This is a genomic window from Legionella brunensis, assembly GCF_001467025.1.
Lineage (GTDB): Bacteria > Pseudomonadota > Gammaproteobacteria > Legionellales > Legionellaceae > Tatlockia > Tatlockia brunensis.
Window position 1 is genome coordinate 373,488 of the sequence record NZ_LNXV01000029.1, and the last position, 25,902, is coordinate 399,389.

Here is a 25,902-nt window from a genome sequence, read left to right on the forward strand (position 1 = left end):
CAATTTGGTTCAAATTTTAATCACAGAGACCAGAAAGAAATCTTTCTGTTTCTAGCATGACCTCAGAAGATTAGTATAAAAATATTTCAATTTACGAAAAAAATTTGGAAATCTCAACATGACTTATCTTAAATTACTTAATATCCACAAATTATCCGATCAAGAATTAGTTTCACTCTTTCAAAACATTTCCCCCAATGTATCTGAGCTTGATTTATCTTATAGCCATCTTAATCTCATCAATATTGAGCATCTTACCCAAGCTCTGAAAGCGCTCCCCCAAACTGTTGTCAACTTTAATTTGAGCCATAATCACTTTGACGAAAAAACAAGCGATGAGCTCATTACTATATTGAAGGCAATTCCTGAAACTGTGAATGAACTTAATATAAGTTTTAATGACTTGGGAGCATTTCCCCCTGAAGAATTAGCGTTAATTATTGCAGCCATTCCTGCTGGGGTCACTTCACTTAATATAAGCTTTAATGGGCTTGGTTTCCTGCAAGATCAACAAACCATAGTTCTTGCAGCTATCCCTAAAAACGTGAGCAAAATCAATCTAAGTGGCAATTCTCTTGATAATACGGATAAGAGACTGATTAAAACAATTAAAGCTCTTCCCAAAACAGTCACCTCACTTATTACGACAAACCAGGAAGAATTGTCATTAAATAATTATCACACCCCCCTGAATATTGATTTGGATGCTGTTCTTAAAATCATTGAAGAGACTAGCAAGTTATCTCAAGGGTATCAAAACAGTGAAATGCAGCAAGTTTATAATGCTGCAAAAACATTGCGAGAAGATTTAGAAGAAGCCCAATATCAGTTCCTTATTTCTTCAATTTCTATTACCAGCAACGAAGCTGCCTCTGCTTTTAAAAAAGCCTGCCGTGAAGCCATCAACAAATCACACATGGGACTGCAAAATCATAATTTACAGAGAATGCTTGTTAATTTAGAGCGTGCTATCGACTCGCTTAGGATACGTCACCGATTAAACCTCAACTCGCCATTTGCCCCTTCATTAGTAGAGATCTTCCAAACAATCCCTACTGAAACGACTGATCTAGATTTAAGCCTTAATGGTCTTGGATTTAGAGACACTGAGGATTTAATTAAGGCCATACAGATCATTCCCAAAGCAGTGACTAATCTTAATTTAAGTCAATGTGGTATCGCTCAAAAAGCAAGTGCTGAGTTCGTTAAAATTCTTAAGGCTATTCCTGAAACCGTCACCAAACTTAATTTAAGTGGTAATTTACTCAAGAAATTCTTAACTCCTGAGGAATTAGCACAGATCTTTGCGGCCATTCCTGCCGGAGTTACCTCACTTGATTTAAGCCAAAACGCGCTTGGTGAGCTGTCCGAGGAGGAGCTCGCTAAAGCACTTGCAGCTTTACCTAAAAATGTGACCACCATTAATCTTAGTGGCAATTTTTTAGACAATAAAGCGGCTCAATTGATCATTAACGCCCTACCCAAGACAGTCACTTCGTTTGCAATCGAAAACGATGTGTGGTTGTCAGCAAAAAATTATCATTCTCCCCTTGATATTGATTTTACTCATCTTTTTGAAGGAAACCTTAAATTTTGTGAAAAATATCAAAATGATGAGAGCTATCGACACATTTGTACGGCTGCAAGAACACTGCAAGAAGATTTGGAAATTGCACGATTGCAGTTCTTTCTTAATACAACGCCCCCTGAAGCAATTAAAGAAACAGAACCAGCTTTTAAAATGGCGTGTCGTGAAGCAATTAACAAATCTAAAAATGAGTTACAACAACATTATGTGTGGCAGAAAACTCTAGCTGACTTAGAGGATGCTATCGGCTATTATCGCTTAAAAATTAATCTCCTTTCCAATCAATTAAGTCAATCCTTTAAAACTATTCCTGCAGGGACTACTTATCTTAATTTAAGTGGGAATGGACTAGGAGTCAAAGACACTGATGGCTTGGTTGAAGCCTTGCAACTCATTCCCGAATCAGTCGCTAAACTTAATTTAAGATGGAATCTCTTTGATCACAAACCAAGTACTGACTTGGTGAAAATTCTTAAAGCTATTCCTAAAACCGTAACTGAACTTGATTTAGGGGGGAATTTTTTATGGCATTTCATCATCGAAGAATTAGTTCAAATCTTTGCGGCGATTCCGGCTGGTGTCACCACGCTTGATTTAAGCACAAATAGGCCTTTTAGTTTGACAGACAAGCAACTGTCTCAAGTACTTGCAGCTCTTCCTAAAAACATTACCAGGCTCAATTTAAGCGATATCATTAACGATAAAACTTATTTATCAAAAGTTATTAACGCCCTTCCCAAAACAGTCACCTCATTTGCTTTTGAGAGCGATGAATGGTTGTCAGTAAACAACTACCACTTCCCTCTAAACATTGACTTTGATGCTCACCTTAAGCTCATTGAAGAGAAAATAAAATTTTATGAAAAATATCAAAGTGATAAGAACTATCATAGTGCTTATCAAGCCGCAAAAACGCTGTATGATGAGTTAGAGGCAGCACGCTGTAAGTTCCTTCTTTCCACAACAAATCCTGAAGTAATGAAAAAATCTGGACCTGCTTTTCAAAAAGCCTGTCTTGATGCAATTGACAGATCCAGAAGTGTGCTGGAAAAACATCGTGGTTGGAAAGAAGTTCTTGCTAATTTAGCAAGCGCTATCATCTCTGTGGTGAGCTTCGGTATCGCCAATTATGCAACTGGAAGAAATATGTTTGGACTCTTCCCAACAAAAACAGATGCCGCCAAAAAACTGGATGATTTAACTAATGCTCTTGGAGAAGCCCCCAATAAAGCAACTCCATAATGCCTTTAGCTCACTTCAATCAAGACTAAACATTGAACATAATGATAATTAGTAAAATCTTTCCGTCTACAGGCTCACCTCTATACATTATAAAATGAAATATTTGCAAGGGTTGTGATGTAAAATTAATTACAACCATCTGAAAATAAATAAAATTTCATTTTTTTAATAAAATCAGTTATTTTAAAATTTCGGCCATTTAAAAAGATAAATATAATCAATATGAATTTTACTAAAATTACACTTGGAACAGTTCTTCTTTTCATTTGTGTTTCTGTGTTTGCACATGGATCCATGGAAACGCCTATTTCTCGGATTTATCACTGCTTTCAAGAAAACCCTGAGAATCCTAAATCGCCTGCATGTAAAGCAGCTGTGGAAATAGGAGGGAAACAACCTTTATATAATTGGAATGAAGTGAATCAACCGGCAGCAAATGATCGTCATAAAGACATTATTCCTGATGGTCAATTGTGTGGCGGTGGTAGAGACTTCTACAAAGGCTTAAACCTTGCTCGAACCGATTGGAGCACCAGTATTATTGAACCGGATGCAAATGGAGTATTTAATTTTATCTATTATCCAACAGCACCACATAAAACAAAATATTTTAAATTTTATATTACTAAAAGCGATTATGACTTCAATCAACCTCTAAAATGGTCTGATTTAGAAGAACAACCGTTTTGTACAATTAACTCGGTAAGTCTTATTAATGGCCGCTACAATATGCCTTGTAACATGCCTGCTAACAAAATAGGGAAGCATCTTATTTTTGTGATTTGGCAAAGAGAGGACAGTACTGAAGCATTTTACTCATGCAGCGATGTGTTTATTAATACCCCAGGCAAACCAGTCGAGTGGTATGAGTTACAATCTCTGTACAATACGGCGGAAATCGAATCAGGAACAACAGTAAAACTTCGTCTCTTTAATCATGAAAATGGTGAAATAGAAACACATAGTATTGTTGTCACCGATCAAAATAATGGCGGCAATCAATGGCCATTCGCTTTAGGAGAAAAGGTCAATGCAAATTCCTCCTTATTGCGTATAGGACAAATAAATTCTGAAACTGGAGAGGTCGTACTAACTTCAGGTGAGGCCAATAAAATATTTATTAGTGATAAAGATACCTCTCATTATCATGTAGCGATTGATTTTATTGAACAACAAAGTCAAGTCGATTTTATCTATCCTGATGGAATAGCTCAATATAAAGCAAATACGATCGTTATGGGAAGAAATGATCATAAGCGCTACCAATGTAAACCGTGGCCTTATTCAGGTTGGTGTGCTCAATCACCAACTTATTATGAACCAGGCGTGGGTTTAGCATGGCAAGAAGCATGGGTTTTGCTTGATTAAGGCAAGGAAAATGGGGGCTCTCGTAGCCCCTATCTATACTAAATCTCATCGATGTTAATAATAATCTCTCATTCAGATAGTGTTCGTACTTTTTTCATCACGCTTAGAATTACCAGTAATTTAAGCCAATATTTTGTTCCATCACTCACGATAGATTGTAATAGGTGCGTTGGCTAGCTCAATGGTTTTCCCCATTGAGCCGTTAAAATAATAAAGGCTGGGTTAAGATTTCCATATCATGAGCCAGCAAGCGCCTGTTAGCCCGAAAATAAGTCATTGGAGAATGCTCAAGCAAATCTGAAAATTTTTCCATATAGATACAAGCATAGCGCTCGACTTGATATGCAAAATACGTTTCTTCAGCACCAGCACGAAAAACACGTCCCCAATGCGCATTGTAGAAGGTCTGTTCTTCTCGTAGTAATTTGGCAATTTCAATGTCTAAAGTAGAAATTTGCTTTTGTATTTCGGCAATTTGCTCATCATATTCTGTCGACTCTTCTTCAATACCGCGGGTATAAAGTTCAATATTTTTTTGTTCCAAGACTTTTTTAACATTCATTGCTTCAATAATTTTCTTTTCAACAGGTAATGCTTTTTTCTGCGATGCAATTTCTTCACCTAACTCCTCAACAACAAGAGCTGTACGCCAGTTACAATCTTTTTTCAAACGAAGGATATCACCATAGATATGATCTCCAAGATATAAAATTTCATCCCCATTAATTGCTAAATCTTCGGTAAATTTTCTTGCATTACCACCTTGATAAACGCCAGGTGTGATAGTCCCATAGACATTTGACATTGTGCCATCTTCAGGATTAATGGAAAGAAATCTTAAATTATCATAAAAGAAACGTGGTTTATGGGCCAAAGTAATAACAAACTCAAAAAGATCTCTCCAACTCTCACCTTTTTTCATAAAAGGAGTCAGTGCATATTCCAATAGAACATTCGTATAAGAGTATTCAGAATTGGTGAGCAGGAAAAATTTTTTTCCATAACGAATGTAGCGCTTGAGTCCCTCGACAACTTCTTTTTCCCTTAAAACATATTCATCGAGATGCTGAGCAATATAATCTTTTAAACTCCCATCAGCATGTGCCTTGTCAACGGCACTTAACACATCCAACGCAATGCCTGAATAGGTCGGCAAATCATTGGGCTGCTCATCTTTAAGATCAATAAGTTGACTATACAGGACGCAAAATGCAATAGAAAATGAGGTATCAATGGCAATATAATTAGGATCTTTTAAATCCACATAAATACTACGATATATTTTTTTCTGCTCAACAAAACTAATTTCTTTAGTACCGTGATAACTTTGTCGAATAGCTGCGTAACGACTGAGTTTTAAAATATTGCCATTTTTACTATCAACGATTAAGCCACGGATGGAACTATCAAAATTAAATTTAAACTTTCGAATCTCAGGTGGATAATGCTTGTCATTAATTAATTTCTCCACAACAAGTTTGTAAACCAAAGTTTCAAAATTTTTTGTATTATAACGTATGAGGGTATGGTCCATATCCAAGCCAATGTACTTGATTTTCCTCATATTTAAGATGCGGTTTACAAAAACTTTTTGATTCATTCTTTTTCCTCAAAATCTGCCGAGATCCTTCGCTTACGCTTGAATACTAAAAAATAAACGTAATATTAATGCGATAGGCCATAAAAGAAAACTTAAAACAGGTAATTCAGCTCTTATCAAGATCACCAGCCAATGATTTCATCATTGTAATTACGCAACACTTCCGCATGACTTTGTTTTTTATGCTGTTTAATAACTTCCAACATAGCCCGAACACTTTTTTGCACATCAAGCTCTGCATTCACGCCACCTATTCCTGTTCTTACCCATCCAGGATTTAATAGCATAACCTTAATACCTTCTTTCATCACATCAAGCGCAAAAGAACGCATTACACAATTGAGAGCAGCTTTACTCGCTCGATAAGCATAACTACGTCCCCATTCATTATCACTAATACTTCCTAAACGTGAGCTAATATTAACAATTAATTTATCTTCTCCTCTCAATAAAAAAGGCAAAAATGTATCACTCACCTTAAGGGCACTTAAACAATTCACATTCATCACTTCTAAAAAATTGCTACGCTCAATATTACCCACAGTAACTCCCGACTGACCACTAATGCCTGCATTATTGATAATCCAATCAAGCGAAACATTTTTTAATTCCTTTGCTAAAGACTGTATTTGTTGGTCATCCGTGATATCAAGGGGATAAATAGAAATGTTATTCTTGGATTTCGCATATTGTTGCAATTCTTTAGCTTGCTCTGGGGCTCGGCAAGTAGCTATAAGGCGGTTTTTTTGCTGACTGAGTTGCTTAATAAATTCCAATCCCAGACCGCGATTGCTACCTGTGATTAAGATTGTTTTCATGCATCCTCCCAATAATCAATTAATTAGATGTTAACCAATCCTGAGTCTCTCGTAACCTATTGTAATTTTTAAATGATCATCATTGGGTCACTCTGTACTATGATCTGCCATTTTTTATTGCTGAGATTATTATGGATTCACGTCGAATTATCTTTATGGGTGAAGCGCAAAGCGGAAAAACGCAGTTACTTTGTCAACTTTGTTCACTGCCATTTGAGGAAAAATATAGAGCAACTTTTGCCATGGATTTTTTGCAGTTGTTGCTTGATGAAAACCGCTCTTTAATGTTATGGGATAATGCCGGTGAAGAGAATATTATAAATTCTACATTCTCTATTTTTTCTCATAACGCAGATGTAGGCGTTTATTGTATTGACTTAACAAAAATAGACAGTGGCAAAGATGTGACCGTCGAAAAAATTCAAAAAGATTTACGGCAATTTAATGAAAATAATCCAGGGAAGAAAATTATCCTTGTTGGCACCAAAGCTGATCTCTTAGAAGAAGACAGTGTTGCAGAGAAAAATAACAAAGCTGAGATGCTTTTAAATACCATCCAAGGCAATTTTTTTGCTCGTGTGGCAACCTCTGCTAAAAGCAATACCAATATCACTCATCTTATGAATTTATTAGCACATTTCGCTTATGAGCCAAAGCTTATTAGTCTTAGGGATTCATTACCCCCTACGTCACTCTTGTATAGTGCAATCGACAATTTACATCAACACACTCAACATTTACCTACTGCAAAATACGAAGCCATTGCCAAAGAAACCTCAGCACTTATCCGCAAACTTATGGCCAATGATTTTGAAGATGAGTCCGCTAAAGAGAAAGCTATTGAACATTTTACTACGGAATGCGGTCGACATTTAGAAAGATACCCACAAGTGATGAAGGCTGTTTTTGCCATTGCAGCAACAGCTTTTGTGACGCTGCTTGCTGCAACACTTGGTTTTGCTTTAGGGTTTGCTCTAGGGTTATGGTCAGGTCCTGGCGCTTTTATAACAGGGTTACTTGCCGCAGAAACTGCTGCTATTTCAGTGGTTGCAATCAGTAGTACTTTAGGGCTTGGTGCAGGTCTTTTTACCTTCTTTAAGGAATCAAGCGCAATTGAGGCAGTCCATAATATTGCCACAGAAGCAAGCACTTTTGATATAAATCAATATCCCACATTCTAATTCAACCGTCCGCTTATACGGGCAGGCAAATTTAGACTAAGTTTTAGATTGCACCTCAAATTGTTTTAAAAGATCTAAAACTTGCCCCTTTTTTTCAGGCCAATGACCGATAACTTCATCATTGATTTTACTGCAATTTTCAGTAAACCATGGCCCGAGTTGCATTAAAATAATCGGTAATTTTACTTGTAGACAAATACCAAACTGCTGCTGAGTTTCGCGCTCACACAAATTTCCTGCTTTAAAACAGTCGCGGACTACTTCTTCACTTAACATTTGCCAATTAGGAGGCGGTTCAACACCCAGAAATGATTTATTGATAATTTGGGGTAAAGCTGTTTTGTAAATCCATTCCAAATGTGCAGGCTTAATTTCGTTGACACAAAAGTCCTGTTGAAAAGCCGCTCTAAGCTCTTTAGTGATCGGGATTATTTTTTTTTCGTCAAAGCAACTTGTTGCAGCAGAAGCTAAAGTAATCAACATCATTGACATCGTTGTTCCTATCACAAATCTGCATAGCTTCTTCATTATTGCCCCTCATATAAATTCCAATACCACAAGTATTGCACAAAAAGTACTACTTGTTGCCTTTGACAGTTTTATGAATTATTGTTTTCTCATATTTCATCCTATCCAATTTATATGGAAATTAATCTTATTGCCCTGGCCATTCCTGTTTTTTTAATATCAATGGCAGTTGAATATTGGATTTCCGTCATTCGCAAAGAGCGCATCTACCACCTCAATGACTTTGCCAATAACATTAGTTGTGGGATACTTGAGCAAGCTTCTACCTTGCCACTAATGGGCTTGCTCATTTTTAGCTATAACTACTTTTACCAGCATTACAGTTTTTTCTCGATCAATCCAAAGTCTATTTATGCTTGGCTCCTTTTATGGATTGGTGTGGATTTTTTGTACTATTGGTTTCATCGAGCAAGCCATCGCTGTAATTTCTTGTGGACAGGACATGCCGTACATCATCAAAGTGAACAATACAACTTATCGGTTGCACTAAGACAAGGCATTGTACAGACCTTATTTTCCTGGATAATTTATTTACCACTGGCTTTCATTGGCTTTCCCACTTGGATGTTTTTGCTAGTCTCTTCAGCAAATACGCTTTATCAGTTTTGGATCCACACCAAGTTAATTAAACGAATGGGATGGTTTGAAATTATATTCAATACTCCTTCACACCATCGTGTACATCACGGCAAAAATGAAAAATATATTGATAAAAATTATGCAGGAAGTCTCATTGTCTGGGATAAGTTATTTGGAACTTTTGAACCTGAAACTATCTCTGCAGATTATGGAACCACTGAACCACTTTCGTCATGGAATCCTTTTTATGCAAACATTAAAGTTCTTTATGATACTTTTCTTTATGGAAAAAATTTGCCGACAATATGGGAGCGACTTTTAGCGTTTTTTATGCCCCCAGAATGGATAATCCATCGTTTAAATAAATCATTACCCACCCGTCAAAACAATATAACCAAAAGAGACCTTCAATACCCCACCACCTATATCTTGCTTAATCTTTTTATGGGCGTTTTAATCTTTAGTTATTATTTAATGTTTTTTAATCTGCATTCTTCTTTAAGCTGGATGCTCGCTTTTTTTATTTTGACCACCCTTTATTTAATTGGTGTCTTGTTAAATCACGGTGTTATTATTAACATTAAGTATACGGAGTTTTTTCGAAGTTTTTTGATATTGGTCATCATTCATTTAATGTTTCAAAATTACTTCTTAGATTTTATAGGTATGGCATTATTTTTTATAATATCTGTATGGATCTATAAAAAACATGCCCCTCATCTAATGCCTCCATTGCAAATGAATGAAAAACACATGCCATAAGTCATAATATTCTGTAATTTTATGGAGAAGGAGGCTCATAGGAGGTGTCTACATGTTTTTCCTGCCAACTTTTAAACAGCTGTTTGTCTGGTTTATTAAGAAATAAGTTCCAGGAAACCAGTTTTATTGCCAATTTTTCCGCTGCATATTCTTGAGAAGAGTGCTTTGTTGATAAAAAATCAGATGCCAGTTGTTGTAGATTTTCGAAAAAGGATTTTTCCGTTGCAAAAGAATCTAACTCTTTACCTTCAATTTTGGTATTTAATTTTAAGTATTCTCCATATAAAGCTGAATTACCAAGGCTTTTTTCATCAGCAAAAAGTCTTCTAATCTCACTCAATGACTCTGAAAGCGCTTCGACTATAGTACCAGTTTTACCTGTTGTAGTAACAAAAAAAGTTCCTGCCTGCACTTCAATCGATTTGATATTGGTAAAGCTTACAGGTGGAAGTGATTTTGACTGGCTTTGATTAATATATTTTATACACTTATTAAGCGCCTCATAAATGTATCTCTCATCTCGTTCTGGATTACTGTGCATAGGGTCACAGGCTACATAAATTGTTAAACCCCGCGTGTCATCTATTTGTTTTAAAAAATGAAATAACATGCTAACGAAATCATTTTCTTTCTCCAAAGCCTCTTTGATATCTACATATTCCAAGTTATGCTCACCAGCAGAATGATATAGTTCAAGCATGGAGCTTTTACCCTCTTGATAAACCAAACCAACCCCTACACATGCCGTAAGGTTGCTAGTCCATAGATAGGACTCATCATAAGTTCTCTTGGAAAATTGTCTTCTCGCACCATAAGAAACGTGATTTATCTTATTATCAAAAATATCAAATTCTTTATCCTTATACTTGGTTTTCTTTTTTAAAAAGAACATAAGAAGCTCCGATATAAGTTCATAGTAACTATTATATCGTCTACGAGCATTTATTGTTTAATCATTAAACATTAATAAAATGGGCACTACCTGAAATAAAATTATTAGGTATAATGCTATGAACAATATCTTTATGGAATTTGATATGAAAAATATTAACTTAAAGCATTATCTGCAAACAATAAATATTAAATTCCCTTCGCCAGTTAATTTATCAACAGAAGAAAAAATTAATTATTTAAAAGATCTTTATTTCGCACATATTAAGACTTTTCCCTATTCTAATTTCGCATTGCGCAGCATCGCTCGGCAGCACCCCATTCAGAGAAACACCTTGTCTTTCTTTAGCTATGAGAATTTGCTTTCTTCTGAGCATGATGGATATTGCTACCAAACCGCCGCACTACTATGTGATGCATCAGAACAACTGGGATATAAAGTTGAATTTTGTGCAGCACGTGTTCTAGTAGGAGCTCCTGTCAATTCACCTGAATTAATGGCGCTGCCCCCTACACATCTCATCTTAGTTGTTACCGTTAATGAGAAGAAATTTCTACTCGACCCAGGTCTTGGTTCTAATGCTCCTCGCTTTCCGATTCTTATTACTGGTGAAAACGAGCCGATTATGCAAAATGAGGATGAGTTTAAGCTTTACCCCACCGACGATGTCTATGTTCTCGAAAAAAAAACCAGCAGAGGCTGGCTTCGATTAATACAAACTGATTTGCTACCCATAAGCCAAAAAACAGCAGAACTGAATTTACTTAAACTTCAATGCCACCCAACTACAATTTCGATCCGCGATACTAAAACTGTCGTTGGCGTTATCACTGAGCATGGCCGCAAATCATTAATTTGGGATGTACAATCAAAGCAATTAAAATTTTCAAAACAAGATGGTACTGAATCCATTCAAAAAGACTTGACCAGCTTCGATGAAGGACAGCAAATATTAGCCAAGGAATTCAATATCCACCATATTTCAGCAAAAACTCTAGAAATGCACTGCACAGAAACTATCCTGCCCCGCCCCATTAAACCATGGACTGTAGATTTCCCACTGGATGAAGATGAATTAAGTGAGATGCAAAACAATTTAACCTTCAGTTAAGGGCAGCATCAACCGTGTTTTAGCTGATTCTCGCTGACCATTTCCTCAAACTCAGCTAAGCTATGAGGTTTAAAAAAGCCAAGAGGATTACGCTTTTCCGCACAAACATTACGTATCTCTTGCAATATTTTTTGCTCATTGATGTTTTCAGCGTCTAGAACTCGTAGAGCAATATCATTTAATTTTCCAACTTTAGCATCAATACCTAATTTAAATTTGGCAAATCTTCCCCCTTTCCCTTCTTTAATATTTGCAATCAACGTATCTAAAATCTCTACAATTTTTTCTTTGTTAATCTTTGATTCGTTTTCATTTTCTTCCATTAGTGCAGGGTGCTCTGCAGGAGTCTCTTGGTTTTCATGAGCCTGTAGTAGAAAAGCCATTTCTTCATACTTGAGGTATTTGGCAAGTTGTCCTGGTGTGACTTCTAAAATTTTACCCGATGGTTTAATTTGGTAAGTAGCTATTAAATCCAGACGAGCACCATGTTTCAGTAATGATTTAACCTGACCAACGTTGTTATTTAACACGGCCTGGTGCAAAAGAGTGCAGTTTTTTGTGTTAATGATATATTCAGGATGGCAATTCGCTACATTAGGGATAGGCATACCATTACAAGGATTTTCAACGGCATCTATTATCCGTAGTATGCTAGAGGGCTCTGCTAATTCAATTTTAGAAGTTGAATGGGCGCTAGGGAATATATCAAAAAGAGTGGTGCTCTCATTGTAGACAAGAACACAGGTCTTCGTGCTCTTATTGACATAATAAAGTTTATCAATGCCACTCGCTACGTATGCTTCATTAGTAGTAAAAGGCATCGATAATAGCGCTTCTTCAGTCACTGGGGGTTTTAGGTAACATAAACTAAAATCATGAAGGGCTTTTGCACTTGAAGGATATGTTCTTTGTTGATTAATGTCGCCAAACTTAAGATTTTCTTCGAATTCTTCTGGTCGTCGATCAAGCCAATAGAATAAACCACGGGCATCTCCATTCCAATAAGACTTATAACTCGTCTTTTTTACTCCCATTTCTTTATCAAAATCAAAATAAGGTATCTTATCTACACTAAATGCACTTAGGTTACCCAACCCTGGGGTTTTCCTCCAAGCATCAAAAATCTTTAACATAATAGGATGAGCACGCGTGGGCGAATACATCATATAAAAATCATTGGATTGCTGAAAACCTGATTTAGCCGTAGTTACCGTCGGCTCTCCTAGTAGAGAAATCGTCTTATCTTTTTCAGGAAAAACATTGGTATCAAAAAAATACCCGCCCTGAGTGACTAACAACAATAACGAAAAGAGATCTTTGAATGCGACCCTTTGCTTTACATCTTTCTCATTTTCTAAAGATTCAGCCATATAGCTTTGCACAAATTTGACGCGATCTGCTAAGTCACCGCTACTTTCTTTCCTTAGTAATCCCTCTATGGAGCAAACCTGTATATTGACACCTTCTGACTTAAACTGTCGTCGATAGAATTCAGCATGTTTTGCCAGGCACCAGAATTTTACTGGATTAATCTCCTCCCCTGATTTTGCCTGTCTTTTTAATTCTTTAGCCATCTTAATAGGACCAGCAATATCATGGCCAGCAACAGCAGAAGGGTCTGTTTTGGTAGGAGAACCTACCCATAAATAGTGAATAACTGGTTTGCTCATTGCTATCTCTTGAGAGTGATTTGGACATTTATGATATCAGCGAAGGATTAAGGTAATATTAAACAAAATGGATAATAATAATACAGAAACATGGTTAAAACGCTTAGAGTTGCAAGACTATGCTAGATTCACCGACACTCTATAAGCCCAAATAAGATTTTTTTCTCATCTCCAGGAACGCCATAAATCTAAACGTCAGAGATTCTTTAGAAACATTGGGTGGCCATACAACATAAACAGGAATGGATTCAACCTGCCAATCAGGAAGGGGTTCAACAAGATATCCCTGATGGATAGCATCAGCTACAAGAAACGCAGGCGGAGTTGCTAGGCCTAACCCAGCAATGGCCAATTGGCAAACTGCATCCATGCTGTCGACGATGATCCTTGGTTCAAAATTTATTAAACAAGTTTTGCTCTTTTGCTTCAACGTCTTGGTGTTTGGTCGCATTTTGAGCCCTATCCAATTCCATTTGACTAAATCCTGCGGCCGTTGTGGTGTTTTATGCTCGCTCATTAAAGCAGGAGCAACGATGAGTTTACGTGTCATAGTAAAGAGTCTTTTAGATTTTAAAGTACTGTCTTTTAACTCGCCTATTCTAATCGCAAGATCGATGCCTTCCCTAATCAAATCCTGTTGTATGTCGCTAAAGCTTATTGAAAGGGCTACTTTTGGGAACTCCTTGGCAAATGCAGTAATATCATCAACAAGAGGACTTCGTGTCAGCATTGCTGGGAGCGTCAAATTTAATTTACCAGTTGGTTCAGTGGCGTGATATGCAACACTATTCAGCCCCTTTTCTGCGGCCGATAACATAGCTTCCGCACTCATGTATAATTTTTCGCCATCATAGGTGAGAGAGAGCCGTCTCGTGGATCGATAAAGCAGAGCGACGCCAAGTCGCATCTCTAGCTGTGCCACATGGTGACTCACAACAGAAGGTGAAAGTTTTAGTGCATTCGCTGCTGAACGAAATGAGCCTGCTTCTACCACTTTGGCGAAGATTGCCAATGCCCGCAATTCATCAATCATTATATTATCCTATCGAATAATCAATTCTAATTATATCATCTAATCATTCTATGCTCGAGATGATACTATATTAATACAGCACAAAATGTGCGGTTTTTTAGGAGGAGTGTGTGAATAACAAAGATTTAGCAGTCAAGAAATGTGTGATAGTGATTGATCACGATTTACCAGTGGGAGTCATTGCAAATACAGCAGCAGTACTATCGATTAACTTAGGTAAGATGATTCCAGAAATTGTTGGCCATGACCACAAAGATAATGCGGGAGATTACCATCATGGAATTACAACAATGGCCATCCCAATTTTAAAAAGCAACGGCCTGTTGCTTAAAGAAATGCGCCAAGCAGTAAAAGCTTATGAACCTGACCTAATGGTGATTGATTTAATTACTGCAACCCAAACAACTAAAAGTTACGCAGACTATATCCGTCAATATGAGAACACTCCGATTGAGCACTTAGAATATCTAGGTTTGGCGCTGTATGGCGAGATGAAAGTCGTAAGTAAATTTACTGGTAGTCTGGGATTATTAAGATAGTTTTCACACATAAGGACAACAATGAAACTCTTATTAGCAATGTTTTCATTTTCGTTGGTCATGTCAATTACGCCAGGACCGGTGAATATGATTATTCTTTCTTCTGGCATTAGTTATGGAATAAAGAGAACTATTCCTTACGTGTCAGGGGCGACCGCAGGCTTTACTTTATTATTGCTTTTTATTGGGTTGGGCTTTTCGCAATTTATTAATGCCTACCCATTTTTTATAACCTATCTAGCAATTGCAGGCTCGGTATATATTATTTATATGGGATATAAAATAGCTTCTTCAAAGCCAGCGTTGGAAGTACGCAAGAAGGATACCCCTAAATTTTACGAAGGTTTTTTACTTCAATGGATAAATCCTAAAGCATGGATTGCTTGTGGGTCTGGAGCCTCAATTTTCTCCAGTGCAGAAAGCTATGGTACATTTTTAACATTTACCATTATTTATTTTATTGTATGTTTTATTTCGCTGGGCGTTTGGGCAATTTTGGGCGATAAAGTGTCGCACTTACTAAAAGAGCATTATAGTCTACGGATCTTTAATTTTACCATGGGTTTATTATTGATGATAACAGCTGGATATTTATGCTATGGTCAGTTTAATTTTTAATTGGCTCTATTGTAAAAATATCTATTTCAGCAATAACTTAAAGCAGAAGAAGCCCGGCCTGATTGGCAGGTTGAATCCATTCCTGTTTATGTTGTATGGCCACCCAATGCTTCTAAAGAATCCCTGGCGTTTAGATTTATAGCGTCGCTAGAGATGAGAAAAAAATCTTATTTGGACTTATAGAAGCAGTGTTGGAATATTGTTAAACTCAGAAGGTGAAGTTTTTGGGTATATTTATGATTTAAAAAAATTCAAAATTTCTCCACAGTAAGCCTAATTTCTGACGCTTGAAGAGTTAATTGCTCATAAACGACGTTGTTAACGTTAGACAAAATCTCTTCCATAAGTTTGATTGAACGATTAATACTTATTAATGCTTATTTGCGAGCCAAACCTTTCCTCTCCTCCTGGATTTAGTTTTCCAAATAATCCGACTTAATGTCTTGATCCACCACTTACCATCTTTTCCTCTTCATTCAAAAAATAGAACTAACATACTATTTTTCTTCAGACAAATTAAATGAAAATAAAATAAATAATGTTAAGTAGTTTTCAAATTTGAGTTAACATCACCCTCACCACAATGAATAGCATGAGATTGCCTTCCTTGATCAGTATGATAACTAACTACACGCCAATTATAAGGGTGCAAATACCACCAAGTGATTGATTCGTTGTTAAGACAATTTGCCTCGACTATGGACTGTAGTTCTGTCTAATCCAGCATGAGATGCTAATGAAGCCGGTATAAGCGCTGACCAATTATTTTTTACTCATTCCTTTTCCTTATAAAACATGGAGCAGCAAGATAATGGAAAATGTGAATTTGATTTCGTTGGATGCTACGAATACTGTTTCAATGAAAGGTCCGATTAGACTTTAGTACTTACTTTAAGCTTAATATTCCTAGCTTATTAACCGCCCCTTGTCATTTGTGCATTACTTATTAACATTTGTCCTATAGAATTTATAGCTATCATCCTGTGCTACTCCAATAATTCTTGGATTGTTTTTAAAGGCAAAAATAATTTAAATTTGTTTTCTGAGAATGCTATGAATCCATAATGTTTATAAAATTTTATAGCATTATCATCTTTAGCTTGAACTATTATGGTATTGATTCCAATTTGCTTACTTACTGCTAAACTTCGCTTTAAAGCATCGACTAAAAGTAAACCTCCTAATCCCTTACCTTTATATTTTTCATCTACTGCCAATCTTCCCAATAAAACTCCAGGTACTAGTGGATATTTGGGCAATCTTTTAATTAAATCTTCCGGCAATTCTCCAGGAAATATCCCTATTGTTGAAATTGAGTAATACCCTAAAACTGCCTCTTTATCTTGCTGAGTTAAAACATAAGTCACTGACATATTTTTTTTAATGTCTTGGCTTGCTTGAGTCTGAAGATAACGATCAAGTTCAATTCTTCCACAAGAAAAAGCTGTCCGATTATGTTTACCCAGTTGCTCAATTACATATTCTTCTTGCTTTTCTATCATTTAGATTGAACATCCTTCTTATATCGTTTAGCGGCTTTCATCAAATTTTCACTGGGCTTGGGTGGATTTAACAAAGCATGAATAAAAATAGCTCTATCAGCTTGCGATAATTTAAGCTGTTCATATTCCTCGATTACACGTTGTGCTGCTTCATAAGCCGAGTTCACGACAAAATCAGTAAGACTAATACCTCTAAGAGTGGCGGCATTTTTTAAAACTGCTTTTTTTTCAGAGCTTATCCTAGCCTCCAATCGCTCAACTTCTTTTGAATGTTTAGATAAATGTGCCATCGCATATATCTCCTATTTATATCTTAATTATACGGCAAATTGCCGTATTTTAAAATTTCAAACTATAATTAGATATATAGTATCTAAAATTTTAATATGAGGTTCGTATGGCAAAAAGCGTCAGCATTTTCTGCCGATAACATACTTAAAAAGATTTTGTAATCAAAAAGGAGTACTTGGCCAATATGAAGTGGGCTTTTATTGAATCTCACGAAACTTGTTTTACAGCTATATGAATTCAAAGGGTAATAAAGTAAACATCTGTGCACTTGCAAAGGAATTAAACAGAAGCTTTGTGGCTCAAAGTAAAACGTTTTGTTTATTATCATGGATGTTGTAAAAAAATGAAAAGATTAATTCAAAATGTCAATTTCAAGCAAAATCAAGTGAATAAATCTTCAATCGTTTGCATCATCTATCTTGCCTAGGTTTAGCATAGCAAAAAATTTCTTTAATTGAGACATTCCCACTTAGTCCTTGAGCAAAATGAACCCCATGCTTATCACTCACTTTCTTCAAAAAAGTATGTCTTAACTTATGTGGAGTAAAAGCAAAATTTTTCTTGTTCAGGTAAAAATGTTAGTGCTTGCTTTAAAACTAGCTGACATATCCGATATACATCTTAAGTTTGCAGCCGCGTTTCATAGCGTGTTACAAATAACGGCTCATCTTCTTGAGCTTCTCTTTTTCTAAATATTGGTCTAAATCCCCCCTACTTTATTATGATAAAGGAATTTTTTGACTGACGAGACGTTAATCCATTCCAATCCGGTGCATCTGTTTGCAAATCTTTGACCTGTACCAATGAGTCACCTGCTAATAATGGACGTTGTTGATGAAGTCAACGACCTACATGACGAATAGTGATTCTTTTAACCGTTACTGAGATATATCCAACTTTCCAATAGTATCTCAGTATTCAATGATATGTCGCCAGACTTCAATCAATATGCTATGTTTCCAGGCTCATTTGGTATTTGAGGATAAGCATGAGATTAGACATAAAAATTATGCAATATTTTGTCATTACAGGATTATTATTTAGCTTAACCGCCTGTATGAAAACAAAGCCTCTAGGACATGAAATAGCTTCTTATAAAGTTAAGGGTAAAGTATATACTCCTCTTAGATCAGCAAAAGGATATAAAGCACGAGGACTAGCTTCGGTTTATAATAAACATCTCCATCATCATAAGACATCTAATGGAGAGCGATACAATATGTATTCTATGACAGCTGCACATCCTACGCTTCCGTTTAATACCAGACTACGAGTTAAGAATGTAAAAAATGGACGAACAGTGGTGGTTCGTATTAATGATCGTGGCCCTTTTTATAGTACGCGAATAATAGATCTTTCTAATGCTGCTGCAAGTCGCCTGGGAATCACAAGTTCTTCTATGGTAGAAATACAGGCTCTTACTTAGAAATATAAAAAGGAGTCCTACTATTTTATGCCTTATCCATTGAATTTTTAGGTCATGGTGCCAGTCTTGTATTATTCGTGCTTGCCTTAAGGGGACTCGGAACAGCAAGAACAGGCGCCTATTTTTCTACGGCACCTTTTATAGGTGCTGCAATAGCAATTATATTCTTTAATGAACCCACAACGCTTACTTTTTGGATTGCTACTATTTTAATGAGTATTGGGGTTTTATTACACCTTACTGAGTATCATGAACACGAACATACACATGAATCGATGATTCATAACCATAGTCATACTCATGATGAACATCATACCCATTCACATGATTTCTTATGGGACGGGAAGGAGCCTCATAACCAGAAATCGCCCTATGATACAATTATTTTTTCTAACTCCACACGTATCAATAGAAATGCGTAAAGTTCAGCTTAGCTGCCAAGAAGGTCTCACTTTATGTTCGAATATGCCCATCCCCCCAAACAACCCATTTATAACTTGTTAATGCATCTAAAGACATCGGGCCTCGTGCATGCAATTTTTGCGTACTAATCCCAATTTCAGCCCCCATTCCAAATTGCCCACCATCAGTAAATGCGGTTGATGCATTGACATAAACTGCAGCTGCATCAATGTGTTCAAGAAAATAATCAATCGCTTTTTTATCTTCAGCAATAATAGCTTCGCTATGCCCCGAAGAATATTTCATAATATGCTCAACAGCTTCTTCAACAGAAGCTACGGTTTTAAGAGACATCTTATAAGATAAAAACTCTTGCCCAAAATCATCTGGCTTTGCTCGTTGGAGTAATTCCTTAGGATAAACATATTCAAGCTCTTTATAGCCTAGCTCATCAGCAAAAATTTCCACCTTTTTTTGTGCGAGTATTTCCACAAGTAACGGCAAATCAGATAGACGCTTTTCATGAATAATTAAGGTATCCAAAGCATTGCAAACACTTACCCGTCTTGTTTTGGCATTGTCAATAATTAGCCGTCCCTTTTCTACATTGGCGCTTAAATCAAAATAGGTATGAACAATACCAGCTCCTGTTTCAATAAAAGGGATTCGAGCATTTTTGCGTACAAAATCAATTAATGCCTGACTACCTCTCGGAATGCATACATCCACCAAACCCGTGGCATTTAACAAGGTATTCATTGCCTCTCGCTCTGCGGGTAGTAGATAGATAAGATGATTATCAAGTCCATGATACTTAAGCGCTTTCTGGATAAGTGATACTAAACATTGATTGCTGTGATAAGCCTCTTTACCGCCCTTTAATATGCAAGCATTGCCTGTTTTGAAACATAAGGCAAAGGAATCAATGGTCACATTAGGCCTTGATTCATAAATAATTGATACAACACCTAATGGGACTGAAATTTTTTTAATTTTCAGACCATTAGCCAACTTTCTTTCAGCGATAATAGCGGCACGAGGATGCGACAAACTTGCAACCAAATCAACATCATTGGCAATTGAATAAATACGCTCTTCCGACAAAAGGAGCCTATCATATTTTGGATCTGCCTCATCCATCAATGCCAAATCTTTCTGATTTTCAGCAATGATTTCATGAACAGCTTCACGTAGCTGTTTAGCCAAAGTTAGCAAGACACTTTTACGCTTTTCCTCCTCAAGAAGCATTAAATTATAGCTGGATGTCTTAACAAGTTTCAGCTGATTAATCACCTCGTCTATCATCAAATACTCCTAAAAAATATGTAGATGATCGTAGTGAATAAATTCGGGTTTACCCTGTTGCCCTAAATATTCATTTAATTTAATAGCATCATATCTGGCAATCCCAACCCCTATTTTCTGATTATCCAGAGTGAGTATTTCAACTAAATCTCCCCGTTTGAAATTCCCATCACATTTCTCGATACCAACAGGTAGTATGCTAACGACACGTTTGTTTTCTTTTATAATTTCATACAAACGTGAATTGATTGAAATTGAACCGGTATTTTTGTCACTACTATAAGCAATCCATTTCTTGATATTTGACTTTTTTCTGCTGGGCAAAATAGTAGTCCCCAAGACTTCATCTTTGATAATCCGTGTGATGACATAAGAATGATTGATGTTTGCTATATGCGTTGTAATTCCAAGGTTTGACATGTTGCGAGCAGTACTAAGTTTACTAGTCATACCACCTCTGCCATGGAGACTTTTAGCCGCAGAAACCTCAGGCCAACCATTTTGAGGATCAATAACTGCGATAAGCTTTGAATCAAGATTTTCAGGGTGTCCTGTATAAACGCCCTCAACATTACTCAAAATAATTAGTTTATCGGCATTCATCTGAGCAGCAATAAGCCCTGCTAATTCATCATTGTCAGTGAACATAAGCTCTTCAATAGCAACGCTATCATTTTCATTGATAATAGGAATTATGTTTTTCTGCTCTACTATTTCGCGAAGTAATCGGGAAATATTTAAATAATGCTGTCTCGTTTGGAAATCTTGTTTTGTTAGCAGTATTTGGGAAGCAAGTATATGGTGAGTTTTAAACATCGAGGCATAAAGATGCATCAGTTCATATTGACCTAATGAAGCCAAAACCTGTTTTTCGCCGATTGAACTGCCGTATTGCCGTCCAAGAAATTGGTAGGCTTTTTTACGACCTGAAGCAACAGCACCAGAACTTACCAACACAACATGATGCCCTGCTTTTTGCAGGAATACAATCTGTTCAACCAAATGAAGCATCACTGTCTCAAAAGGTGTTCCATCTGTGGATAAAATACTTTGCGTTCCAACTTTAATTACAATTCTCATGTTTCGCTTTTGTATCAGAGGTACTTCTCCCTGATAGCATTGAATTATTTATTGCACAAGTGTTTTATCAAAATTATCTTCTAATGAGGTTATCTTAGGGCATCAAGTGCCACATACTTAGCTGTAAATCGTTAATTTGTTCAGCGACGGCCTCTCGATGATTTAAATTTGATGTAAATTTTTGATTAATTGCGTCAGCTAAACATAATACATCTTTTGCTTCGACATTATTCCCTTTTTCAACCATCGTATGGGCTAACTCCAATAAATCATCACAAACGTCAGGATAAACTACAAAGGTCTCCCATTTATAAAATATTCGGGGCGCGTAAGTGTCTTTATAATCAAATTGCTTTTTGTTAATTCGGCTCTGAATCTCGATAATACTCTTATCAAGTTTTGTATCCGTATTTCTGTTTAAAACAAATTCGCAGGCCTTTTTGTTTACCAATGTTTGAATCTCCGCGGAAGCTAAAGTTCCATCTTTATTTAATACAGCAAAGGAGCCTACAAATTGCATAAAATACGTTTTTCCATAATCTGATAGCAATACCTCTCCAGGTTCAATATCTCGACAAGCTAAAAGCCCTATCTGTACTTCGCCATTAATTTTAACTAGTTTACCAACAAAATTTGCCTCACCCACATCACTCAAGTTGTCTATATTTTGTTCTTTTAACTCGGCTAAATAAGAAGTATTAGGACTCGCCAAAATTAGACTTGAATACCCTCCTACACTTCGGGTATCAAATAGGATGGTTCCCCCTCTTAAAGTATCAGGTATAGCGCTTATATAAGGGTTATTATCCATATAGACCGTCATTTCTTCTTCAGTTAGTTTTTTAGTTTCGCCATTAAATAAAAGCCATTGGAATTTGGATATGGGTTTGATTGCAATAACCCCATAACCTATTTTTTTGCCAAAATAAACGATAGCCAAGCTTGATGTATCAACTTGCATCTTTTTTGGAGGTATTTCCTGAGCAAATCTTGCAGATTTAAAATTAAATCCTGTAAACGTCAGCTCTTTGTCATCAGGAATTGCTCCATTAGACTCAACAACAGGATTATTCGTCCATTTAAACCTCTCAAGGTGGCGATGTTCCTGGAAGATATGTTCAATTTCAGAGATCGACTTCTTTTGAGACTCACCTTTTTTATAAGCGGCCATACTGGGGTAAAATGTAATCGACTCTTCGGTTGGAAACACTGGTAATTCTATTTTAGGCATCCAGACTCCTAAAAGAACATTCAATATTTACAGAATAGCAGAATTGTCTATAAGTACGCTTTAGGAATTACAATTCCTTTAACCTCAACGATTGTTTAATTGTCCAAAACTCTTTCCAAGGATCGCCTTTTAATTTTTTCAACCTCAAAGGCAAGGTATGGATGTTATAAGAGGTATCATTAATATCGTCTGTTAGTTCATCCCAATGAAGTGGGGTAGCAACAGGTGCGTGTAGTCTTGCCCGTGTGGAATACGCACTAATTGCTGTGGCACCCCGTTGATTCCGCAAATAATCAACGAATATTTTACCCTTCCTTTTAGCTTTGGCCATATTTGTTATATAGACATCGGGGTTAATTTTCTCTAAAAAAGCCACAAAAACACTGGTAAAATTTTTGACTTTAGCCCAATCATATTCTGGTTGTATTGGGATAACAATATGCAGCCCCTTTCCTCCTGTTGTTTTAACAAAACATTTTAATTTAAACTCCTCTAAATGTTTTTTAATTTCAAAAGCTGCCATAACTACCTTTTTCCACAACACATCTGGGCCTGGGTCTAAATCAAACGTAATCATATCTGGACACTCAACATTATCAATCTGACTACCCCAAGGATGAATTTCTAAAACACCAATCTGTACAAGGCTCAACAAACCAGCTTTATCTTTTAGATAAATATACTGCTCGCTTTCATTATCCGATTTATTTGCAATAGGTATGGCACAGAGTTCTTTAGGTGTCGATTTATAAAAATGTCTTTGATAGAAACATTTTTCATAACCATTAGGGCAACGAACTAACGTTAGTGGTCGGTTCTTAATAAAAGGCAGAATGAATGAGCTGATTTCGTCATAATAATTAAATAGATCTTGTTTCGTAATATTATCTTTTGCATAAAGAATCTTCTCAGGATTGGAAAGAGTAATTTTGTTTGTTTTTGGTTTTCTTACCCTGAGCTTTTTTACAGGCACTTTTTCTTCCCTTTTGATTAAAGAAGCTTTTTTGTCTTTCCTTAAACCTTTAAAACTTGGATGTCTTAATTTTCCCTCCGATGTCCATTCACTAAACTCAATCTCCGCCACTAATTTTGGTTTGACCCACGTTGCCTCTTTACTGCCAGAAGGTATTGTATCAAAAGGATTACCATCACAGAGATTTTTTTGTAACTCCTCAAAAACTTCTTTTAATGAAGCCTCAGTGAAACCTGTTCCAACATTGCCTGAATAAACTAACTCACCTTCTTCGTTAAAAAACCCAAGAAATAATGACCGGAAATATTGTCTTGTGCCTTTTGGCTTAGAATAACCACCAATCACAAATTCTTGGCGTTGAATGCATTTTATCTTTAGCCATGATTTTGCTCGTTTCTCTTGATAGGTACTGTTAGCATTTTTAGAGATAATTCCTTCCAAACCTAGCTGGCAGGATTTCTCAAAAACCTCTTGACCGCGACCAATGATATGATCGCTGTATCTCAGTATAGATGATGCTGCAAAAAGGAGTTTTTCTAGGATGGCTTTTCGCTGCACCAAGGGTAAATTTTTAAGGCTAAATTGTTCGTAATAAAGGAGATCAAAAATATTATAAATAAAAGGATATTCCTTATCTGCTTTCATTGCATTTTGTAAAAGCTGGAAACTCGAGCGATAACTCTCATCTAATAGAACAACTTCGCCATCAAATATTGCCCGTTTGACGGGCAGTTTTTTAAGAGCCTGAACAACATTGTTGAAATTCTTCGTCCATTCAATATGGTTACGGGACATTAAACAGATCGATTGATTGTCTTTAAAGGCAATAATACGATAACCATCAAACTTAACTTCATGCAACCATTCAGAACCTTGAGGTGGTTTGTCTACCAGGGTAGCCAGCTCAGGCGAAATCTTTTTCGGGAAAGCGCTTTTTTCAAGTGTCAAAGGTATTAACTCATCAATACTCTTCTTTCTCGGCTTTTTGTTAGCTTTTTCTGAGCCTTTACCGCTCCAGATGTTCTCATAGTTTTCTGCAATTTCATCCATTGATTGTTCTGTCTTTACACTATCTGGCTTTTCAACGGTAATATCATAATCATCCAAAGATTTTGCCGATTCGTCGTTGTACTTAATCAAGAACCATGATTTTTCCTCTCTTTTAAAGCGAATCAGATCCCAACGTCCATGCAATTTTTTTGCATCCAGCTCAAACCGTAAATGACCTTTTTCGTATGCTTTAGCAGGATCCTTATCCAATGGTATCCACGTTCCCTCATCCCAAAGCATAACGGTGCCACCTCCATATTCTCCTTTGGGAATAATCCCTTCAAAAGAACCGTATTCAATAGGATGATCTTCAACATGTACTGCTAATCGTTTAATTTTCGGGTCTAAGCAAGGTCCTTTAGGAATTGCCCAACTTTTTAGGACACCATCAAGTTCCAAGCGAAAATCATAATGCAGATGACTTGCCGCATGTTTTTGAATGATAAAAAGATAATTTTGCTCACGATGAACACGTCCATGGGGTTCGGGAGTCTTCTTAAAGTCTCTTTTCTGATGATATAAATCCAGTTCCATAAGCATTCTTCCGTGTTACTCCTCTCCTATTAATTATAGGTGACCTCTATCTTCGTTATTTTACCGCTTGAAAATTAATATTTTTATTTCAAAAAAACTCAAAACTGGGCAATATTAGATTTTTATTTAAGGAGAGCATCATGCAACGCAAAGGTTCAGCAGAATGGCGCGGCGGGATAAAAGATGGTAGTGGGCTAATTTCCACGGAAAGTGGTGTTCTTAACAGGACACAATATTCTTTTAAAACACGCTTTGAAGAAGGACAAGGAACTAACCCTGAGGAATTAATTGCTGCAGCACATGCAGGTTGTTTTTCCATGGCTTTTTCCCTGATACTTGAGGGAGAGGGTGTGAAAGCTGACAAAATTGAAACCACCGCAACTGTCTCATTGGAAAAATCCGTCGATGGTTTTTCTATCCCTGCAATTCACTTACAAGTCCATGCCAAGATTCCAAATATTAGCAAGGAAGCTTTTCAAAGCGCAGCGAACAAGGCGAAAGAAGGCTGCCCTGTTTCTAAGTTAATGAAAGCGAAAATCACTATGGATGCAAGTTTAGAAAATTAATATTAATACAGAA

The 25,902-nt window shown here is 36.5% G+C and carries 22 protein-coding genes; 10 read left to right on the forward strand and 12 right to left on the reverse strand.

Going from position 1 to position 25,902, the window contains the following annotated elements; genetic code table 11:
* Nucleotides 1-118 precede the first annotated feature (118 nt).
* Nucleotides 119-2,830, forward strand: a complete 2,712-nt coding sequence (locus Lbru_RS10410) for a hypothetical protein (RefSeq protein WP_058442067.1) — start codon at nucleotides 119-121, stop codon at nucleotides 2,828-2,830.
* 276 nt (nucleotides 2,831-3,106) lie between these two features.
* Nucleotides 3,107-4,198 (forward strand): lytic polysaccharide monooxygenase, encoded by a 1,092-nt coding sequence (locus Lbru_RS10415; RefSeq protein WP_274519603.1) that lies wholly within the window; start codon nucleotides 3,107-3,109, stop codon nucleotides 4,196-4,198.
* A 202-nt stretch (nucleotides 4,199-4,400) separates the two neighbouring features.
* Here the strand turns inward: Lbru_RS10415 and Lbru_RS10420 are convergent, their stop codons facing one another.
* A complete protein-coding gene (locus Lbru_RS10420; RefSeq protein ID WP_058442069.1) occupies nucleotides 4,401-5,798 on the reverse strand; it encodes an HAD-IG family 5'-nucleotidase in 1,398 nt (465 codons plus the stop codon).
* A gap of 122 nt (nucleotides 5,799-5,920) precedes the next feature.
* Entirely contained in the window at nucleotides 5,921-6,616 is a 696-nt protein-coding gene (locus Lbru_RS10425; RefSeq protein ID WP_058442070.1) for an SDR family oxidoreductase, read from the reverse strand.
* 131 nt (nucleotides 6,617-6,747) lie between these two features.
* Between Lbru_RS10425 and Lbru_RS10430 the strand changes: the two genes are divergently transcribed.
* Nucleotides 6,748-7,797: an ADP-ribosylation factor-like protein gene (locus tag Lbru_RS10430; protein WP_058442071.1), complete on the forward strand. Its 1,050-nt coding sequence runs from the start codon at nucleotides 6,748-6,750 to the stop codon at nucleotides 7,795-7,797.
* 36 nt (nucleotides 7,798-7,833) lie between these two features.
* On the opposite strand, the gene Lbru_RS10435 is transcribed toward Lbru_RS10430, so the two are convergent.
* Nucleotides 7,834-8,325, reverse strand: coding sequence for a hypothetical protein (locus Lbru_RS10435; RefSeq protein ID WP_131793482.1), 492 nt, complete (start codon nucleotides 8,323-8,325; stop codon nucleotides 7,834-7,836).
* Between the two features lie 114 nt (nucleotides 8,326-8,439).
* Here Lbru_RS10435 and Lbru_RS10440 point away from each other — a divergent pair, with 114 nt between their 5' ends.
* A complete protein-coding gene (locus Lbru_RS10440) occupies nucleotides 8,440-9,666 on the forward strand; it encodes a sterol desaturase family protein (protein ID WP_058442073.1) in 1,227 nt (408 codons plus the stop codon).
* 19 nt (nucleotides 9,667-9,685) lie between these two features.
* Here the strand turns inward: Lbru_RS10440 and Lbru_RS10445 are convergent, their stop codons facing one another.
* On the reverse strand, nucleotides 9,686-10,558 hold the full coding sequence (locus Lbru_RS10445; protein WP_058442074.1) for a hypothetical protein: 873 nt from the start codon (nucleotides 10,556-10,558) through the stop codon (nucleotides 9,686-9,688).
* Between the two features lie 145 nt (nucleotides 10,559-10,703).
* On the opposite strand from Lbru_RS10445, the gene Lbru_RS10450 reads away from it, so the two are divergent.
* Nucleotides 10,704-11,669 carry an arylamine N-acetyltransferase gene (locus Lbru_RS10450; protein ID WP_058442227.1) on the forward strand — a complete coding sequence of 322 codons (966 nt, stop codon included), beginning with the start codon at nucleotides 10,704-10,706 and terminating at the stop codon, nucleotides 11,667-11,669.
* An 8-nt stretch (nucleotides 11,670-11,677) separates the two neighbouring features.
* Here Lbru_RS10450 and Lbru_RS10455 read toward each other — a convergent pair whose 3' ends face one another.
* Together Lbru_RS10455 and Lbru_RS10460 are read right to left on the reverse strand one after the other, a co-directional pair.
* Complete coding sequence (locus Lbru_RS10455; RefSeq protein WP_058442075.1) at nucleotides 11,678-13,339, reverse strand: hypothetical protein; 1,662 nt, start codon at nucleotides 13,337-13,339, stop codon at nucleotides 11,678-11,680.
* A gap of 139 nt (nucleotides 13,340-13,478) precedes the next feature.
* Nucleotides 13,479-14,372, reverse strand: a complete 894-nt coding sequence (locus Lbru_RS10460) for a LysR family transcriptional regulator (protein WP_058442076.1) — start codon at nucleotides 14,370-14,372, stop codon at nucleotides 13,479-13,481.
* Nucleotides 14,373-14,482: 110 nt separating this feature from the next.
* Here Lbru_RS10460 and Lbru_RS10465 point away from each other — a divergent pair, with 110 nt between their 5' ends.
* Both Lbru_RS10465 and Lbru_RS10470 read left to right on the forward strand, forming a co-directional pair.
* The gene (locus tag Lbru_RS10465) at nucleotides 14,483-14,911 is read left to right on the forward strand and encodes a DUF2000 domain-containing protein (RefSeq protein ID WP_058442077.1); all 429 of its coding nucleotides are present in this window, start codon (nucleotides 14,483-14,485) and stop codon (nucleotides 14,909-14,911) included.
* 21 nt (nucleotides 14,912-14,932) lie between these two features.
* Nucleotides 14,933-15,529 carry a LysE family translocator gene (locus tag Lbru_RS10470; protein WP_058442078.1) on the forward strand — a complete coding sequence of 199 codons (597 nt, stop codon included), beginning with the start codon at nucleotides 14,933-14,935 and terminating at the stop codon, nucleotides 15,527-15,529.
* A gap of 986 nt (nucleotides 15,530-16,515) precedes the next feature.
* Here the strand turns inward: Lbru_RS10470 and Lbru_RS10475 are convergent.
* The gene (locus Lbru_RS10475; RefSeq protein WP_058442079.1) at nucleotides 16,516-17,031 is read right to left on the reverse strand and encodes a GNAT family N-acetyltransferase; all 516 of its coding nucleotides are present in this window, start codon (nucleotides 17,029-17,031) and stop codon (nucleotides 16,516-16,518) included.
* Nucleotides 17,028-17,321 carry a type II toxin-antitoxin system TacA family antitoxin gene (locus Lbru_RS10480; RefSeq protein ID WP_058442080.1) on the reverse strand — a complete coding sequence of 98 codons (294 nt, stop codon included), beginning with the start codon at nucleotides 17,319-17,321 and terminating at the stop codon, nucleotides 17,028-17,030. Before Lbru_RS10480 ends, Lbru_RS10475 begins: the two co-directional genes overlap by 4 nt.
* A gap of 1,058 nt (nucleotides 17,322-18,379) precedes the next feature.
* On the opposite strand from Lbru_RS10480, the gene Lbru_RS10485 reads away from it, so the two are divergent.
* Nucleotides 18,380-18,748, forward strand: coding sequence for a septal ring lytic transglycosylase RlpA family protein (locus tag Lbru_RS10485; protein ID WP_238583867.1), 369 nt, complete (start codon nucleotides 18,380-18,382; stop codon nucleotides 18,746-18,748).
* A 77-nt stretch (nucleotides 18,749-18,825) separates the two neighbouring features.
* Nucleotides 18,826-19,170, forward strand: a complete 345-nt coding sequence (locus Lbru_RS10490; protein ID WP_058442082.1) for a DMT family transporter — start codon at nucleotides 18,826-18,828, stop codon at nucleotides 19,168-19,170.
* Nucleotides 19,171-19,201: 31 nt separating this feature from the next.
* Here the strand turns inward: Lbru_RS10490 and Lbru_RS10495 are convergent, their stop codons facing one another.
* From Lbru_RS10495 to ligD, 4 genes are all read right to left on the reverse strand, one after another.
* Nucleotides 19,202-20,455, reverse strand: coding sequence for a glutamate-5-semialdehyde dehydrogenase (locus Lbru_RS10495; protein ID WP_058442083.1), 1,254 nt, complete (start codon nucleotides 20,453-20,455; stop codon nucleotides 19,202-19,204).
* A 9-nt stretch (nucleotides 20,456-20,464) separates the two neighbouring features.
* Nucleotides 20,465-21,535 (reverse strand): glutamate 5-kinase, encoded by a 1,071-nt coding sequence (proB, locus tag Lbru_RS10500; protein WP_058442084.1) that lies wholly within the window; start codon nucleotides 21,533-21,535, stop codon nucleotides 20,465-20,467.
* 94 nt (nucleotides 21,536-21,629) lie between these two features.
* On the reverse strand, nucleotides 21,630-22,766 hold the full coding sequence (locus tag Lbru_RS10505) for an SET domain-containing protein (protein ID WP_058442085.1): 1,137 nt from the start codon (nucleotides 22,764-22,766) through the stop codon (nucleotides 21,630-21,632).
* A gap of 67 nt (nucleotides 22,767-22,833) precedes the next feature.
* The gene (gene ligD, locus Lbru_RS10510; protein WP_338011172.1) at nucleotides 22,834-25,329 is read right to left on the reverse strand and encodes a DNA ligase D; all 2,496 of its coding nucleotides are present in this window, start codon (nucleotides 25,327-25,329) and stop codon (nucleotides 22,834-22,836) included.
* 134 nt (nucleotides 25,330-25,463) lie between these two features.
* Between ligD and Lbru_RS10515 the strand changes: the two genes are divergently transcribed.
* The gene (locus Lbru_RS10515) at nucleotides 25,464-25,889 is read left to right on the forward strand and encodes an OsmC family protein (RefSeq protein WP_058442087.1); all 426 of its coding nucleotides are present in this window, start codon (nucleotides 25,464-25,466) and stop codon (nucleotides 25,887-25,889) included.
* Nucleotides 25,890-25,902 lie beyond the last annotated feature (13 nt).

Excerpts from the sequence above, each read along its gene's own strand:
- Lbru_RS10455 (WP_058442075.1), bottom strand. The coding sequence starts at position 13,339 with ATGAGCAAACCAGTTATTCACTATTTATGGGTAGGTTCTCCTACCAAA.
- ligD (WP_338011172.1), bottom strand. The coding sequence starts at position 25,329 with ATGCTTATGGAACTGGATTTATATCATCAGAAAAGAGACTTTAAGAAG.
- Lbru_RS10505 (WP_058442085.1), bottom strand. The coding sequence starts at position 22,766 with ATGCCTAAAATAGAATTACCAGTGTTTCCAACCGAAGAGTCGATTACA.
- Lbru_RS10495 (WP_058442083.1), bottom strand. The coding sequence starts at position 20,455 with ATGATAGACGAGGTGATTAATCAGCTGAAACTTGTTAAGACATCCAGC.
- Lbru_RS10450 (WP_058442227.1), top strand. The coding sequence starts at position 10,704 with ATGAAAAATATTAACTTAAAGCATTATCTGCAAACAATAAATATTAAA.
- Lbru_RS10420 (WP_058442069.1), bottom strand. The coding sequence starts at position 5,798 with ATGAATCAAAAAGTTTTTGTAAACCGCATCTTAAATATGAGGAAAATC.
- Lbru_RS10445 (WP_058442074.1), bottom strand. The coding sequence starts at position 10,558 with ATGTTCTTTTTAAAAAAGAAAACCAAGTATAAGGATAAAGAATTTGAT.
- Lbru_RS10430 (WP_058442071.1), top strand. The coding sequence starts at position 6,748 with ATGGATTCACGTCGAATTATCTTTATGGGTGAAGCGCAAAGCGGAAAA.
- Lbru_RS10480 (WP_058442080.1), bottom strand. The coding sequence starts at position 17,321 with ATGGCACATTTATCTAAACATTCAAAAGAAGTTGAGCGATTGGAGGCT.
- Lbru_RS10425 (WP_058442070.1), bottom strand. The coding sequence starts at position 6,616 with ATGAAAACAATCTTAATCACAGGTAGCAATCGCGGTCTGGGATTGGAA.
- Lbru_RS10435 (WP_131793482.1), bottom strand. The coding sequence starts at position 8,325 with ATGAAGAAGCTATGCAGATTTGTGATAGGAACAACGATGTCAATGATG.
- proB (WP_058442084.1), bottom strand. The coding sequence starts at position 21,535 with ATGAGAATTGTAATTAAAGTTGGAACGCAAAGTATTTTATCCACAGAT.
- Lbru_RS10440 (WP_058442073.1), top strand. The coding sequence starts at position 8,440 with ATGGAAATTAATCTTATTGCCCTGGCCATTCCTGTTTTTTTAATATCA.
- Lbru_RS10475 (WP_058442079.1), bottom strand. The coding sequence starts at position 17,031 with ATGATAGAAAAGCAAGAAGAATATGTAATTGAGCAACTGGGTAAACAT.
- Lbru_RS10460 (WP_058442076.1), bottom strand. The coding sequence starts at position 14,372 with ATGATTGATGAATTGCGGGCATTGGCAATCTTCGCCAAAGTGGTAGAA.
- Lbru_RS10485 (WP_238583867.1), top strand. The coding sequence starts at position 18,380 with ATGAAAACAAAGCCTCTAGGACATGAAATAGCTTCTTATAAAGTTAAG.
- Lbru_RS10515 (WP_058442087.1), top strand. The coding sequence starts at position 25,464 with ATGCAACGCAAAGGTTCAGCAGAATGGCGCGGCGGGATAAAAGATGGT.
- Lbru_RS10410 (WP_058442067.1), top strand. The coding sequence starts at position 119 with ATGACTTATCTTAAATTACTTAATATCCACAAATTATCCGATCAAGAA.
- Lbru_RS10470 (WP_058442078.1), top strand. The coding sequence starts at position 14,933 with ATGAAACTCTTATTAGCAATGTTTTCATTTTCGTTGGTCATGTCAATT.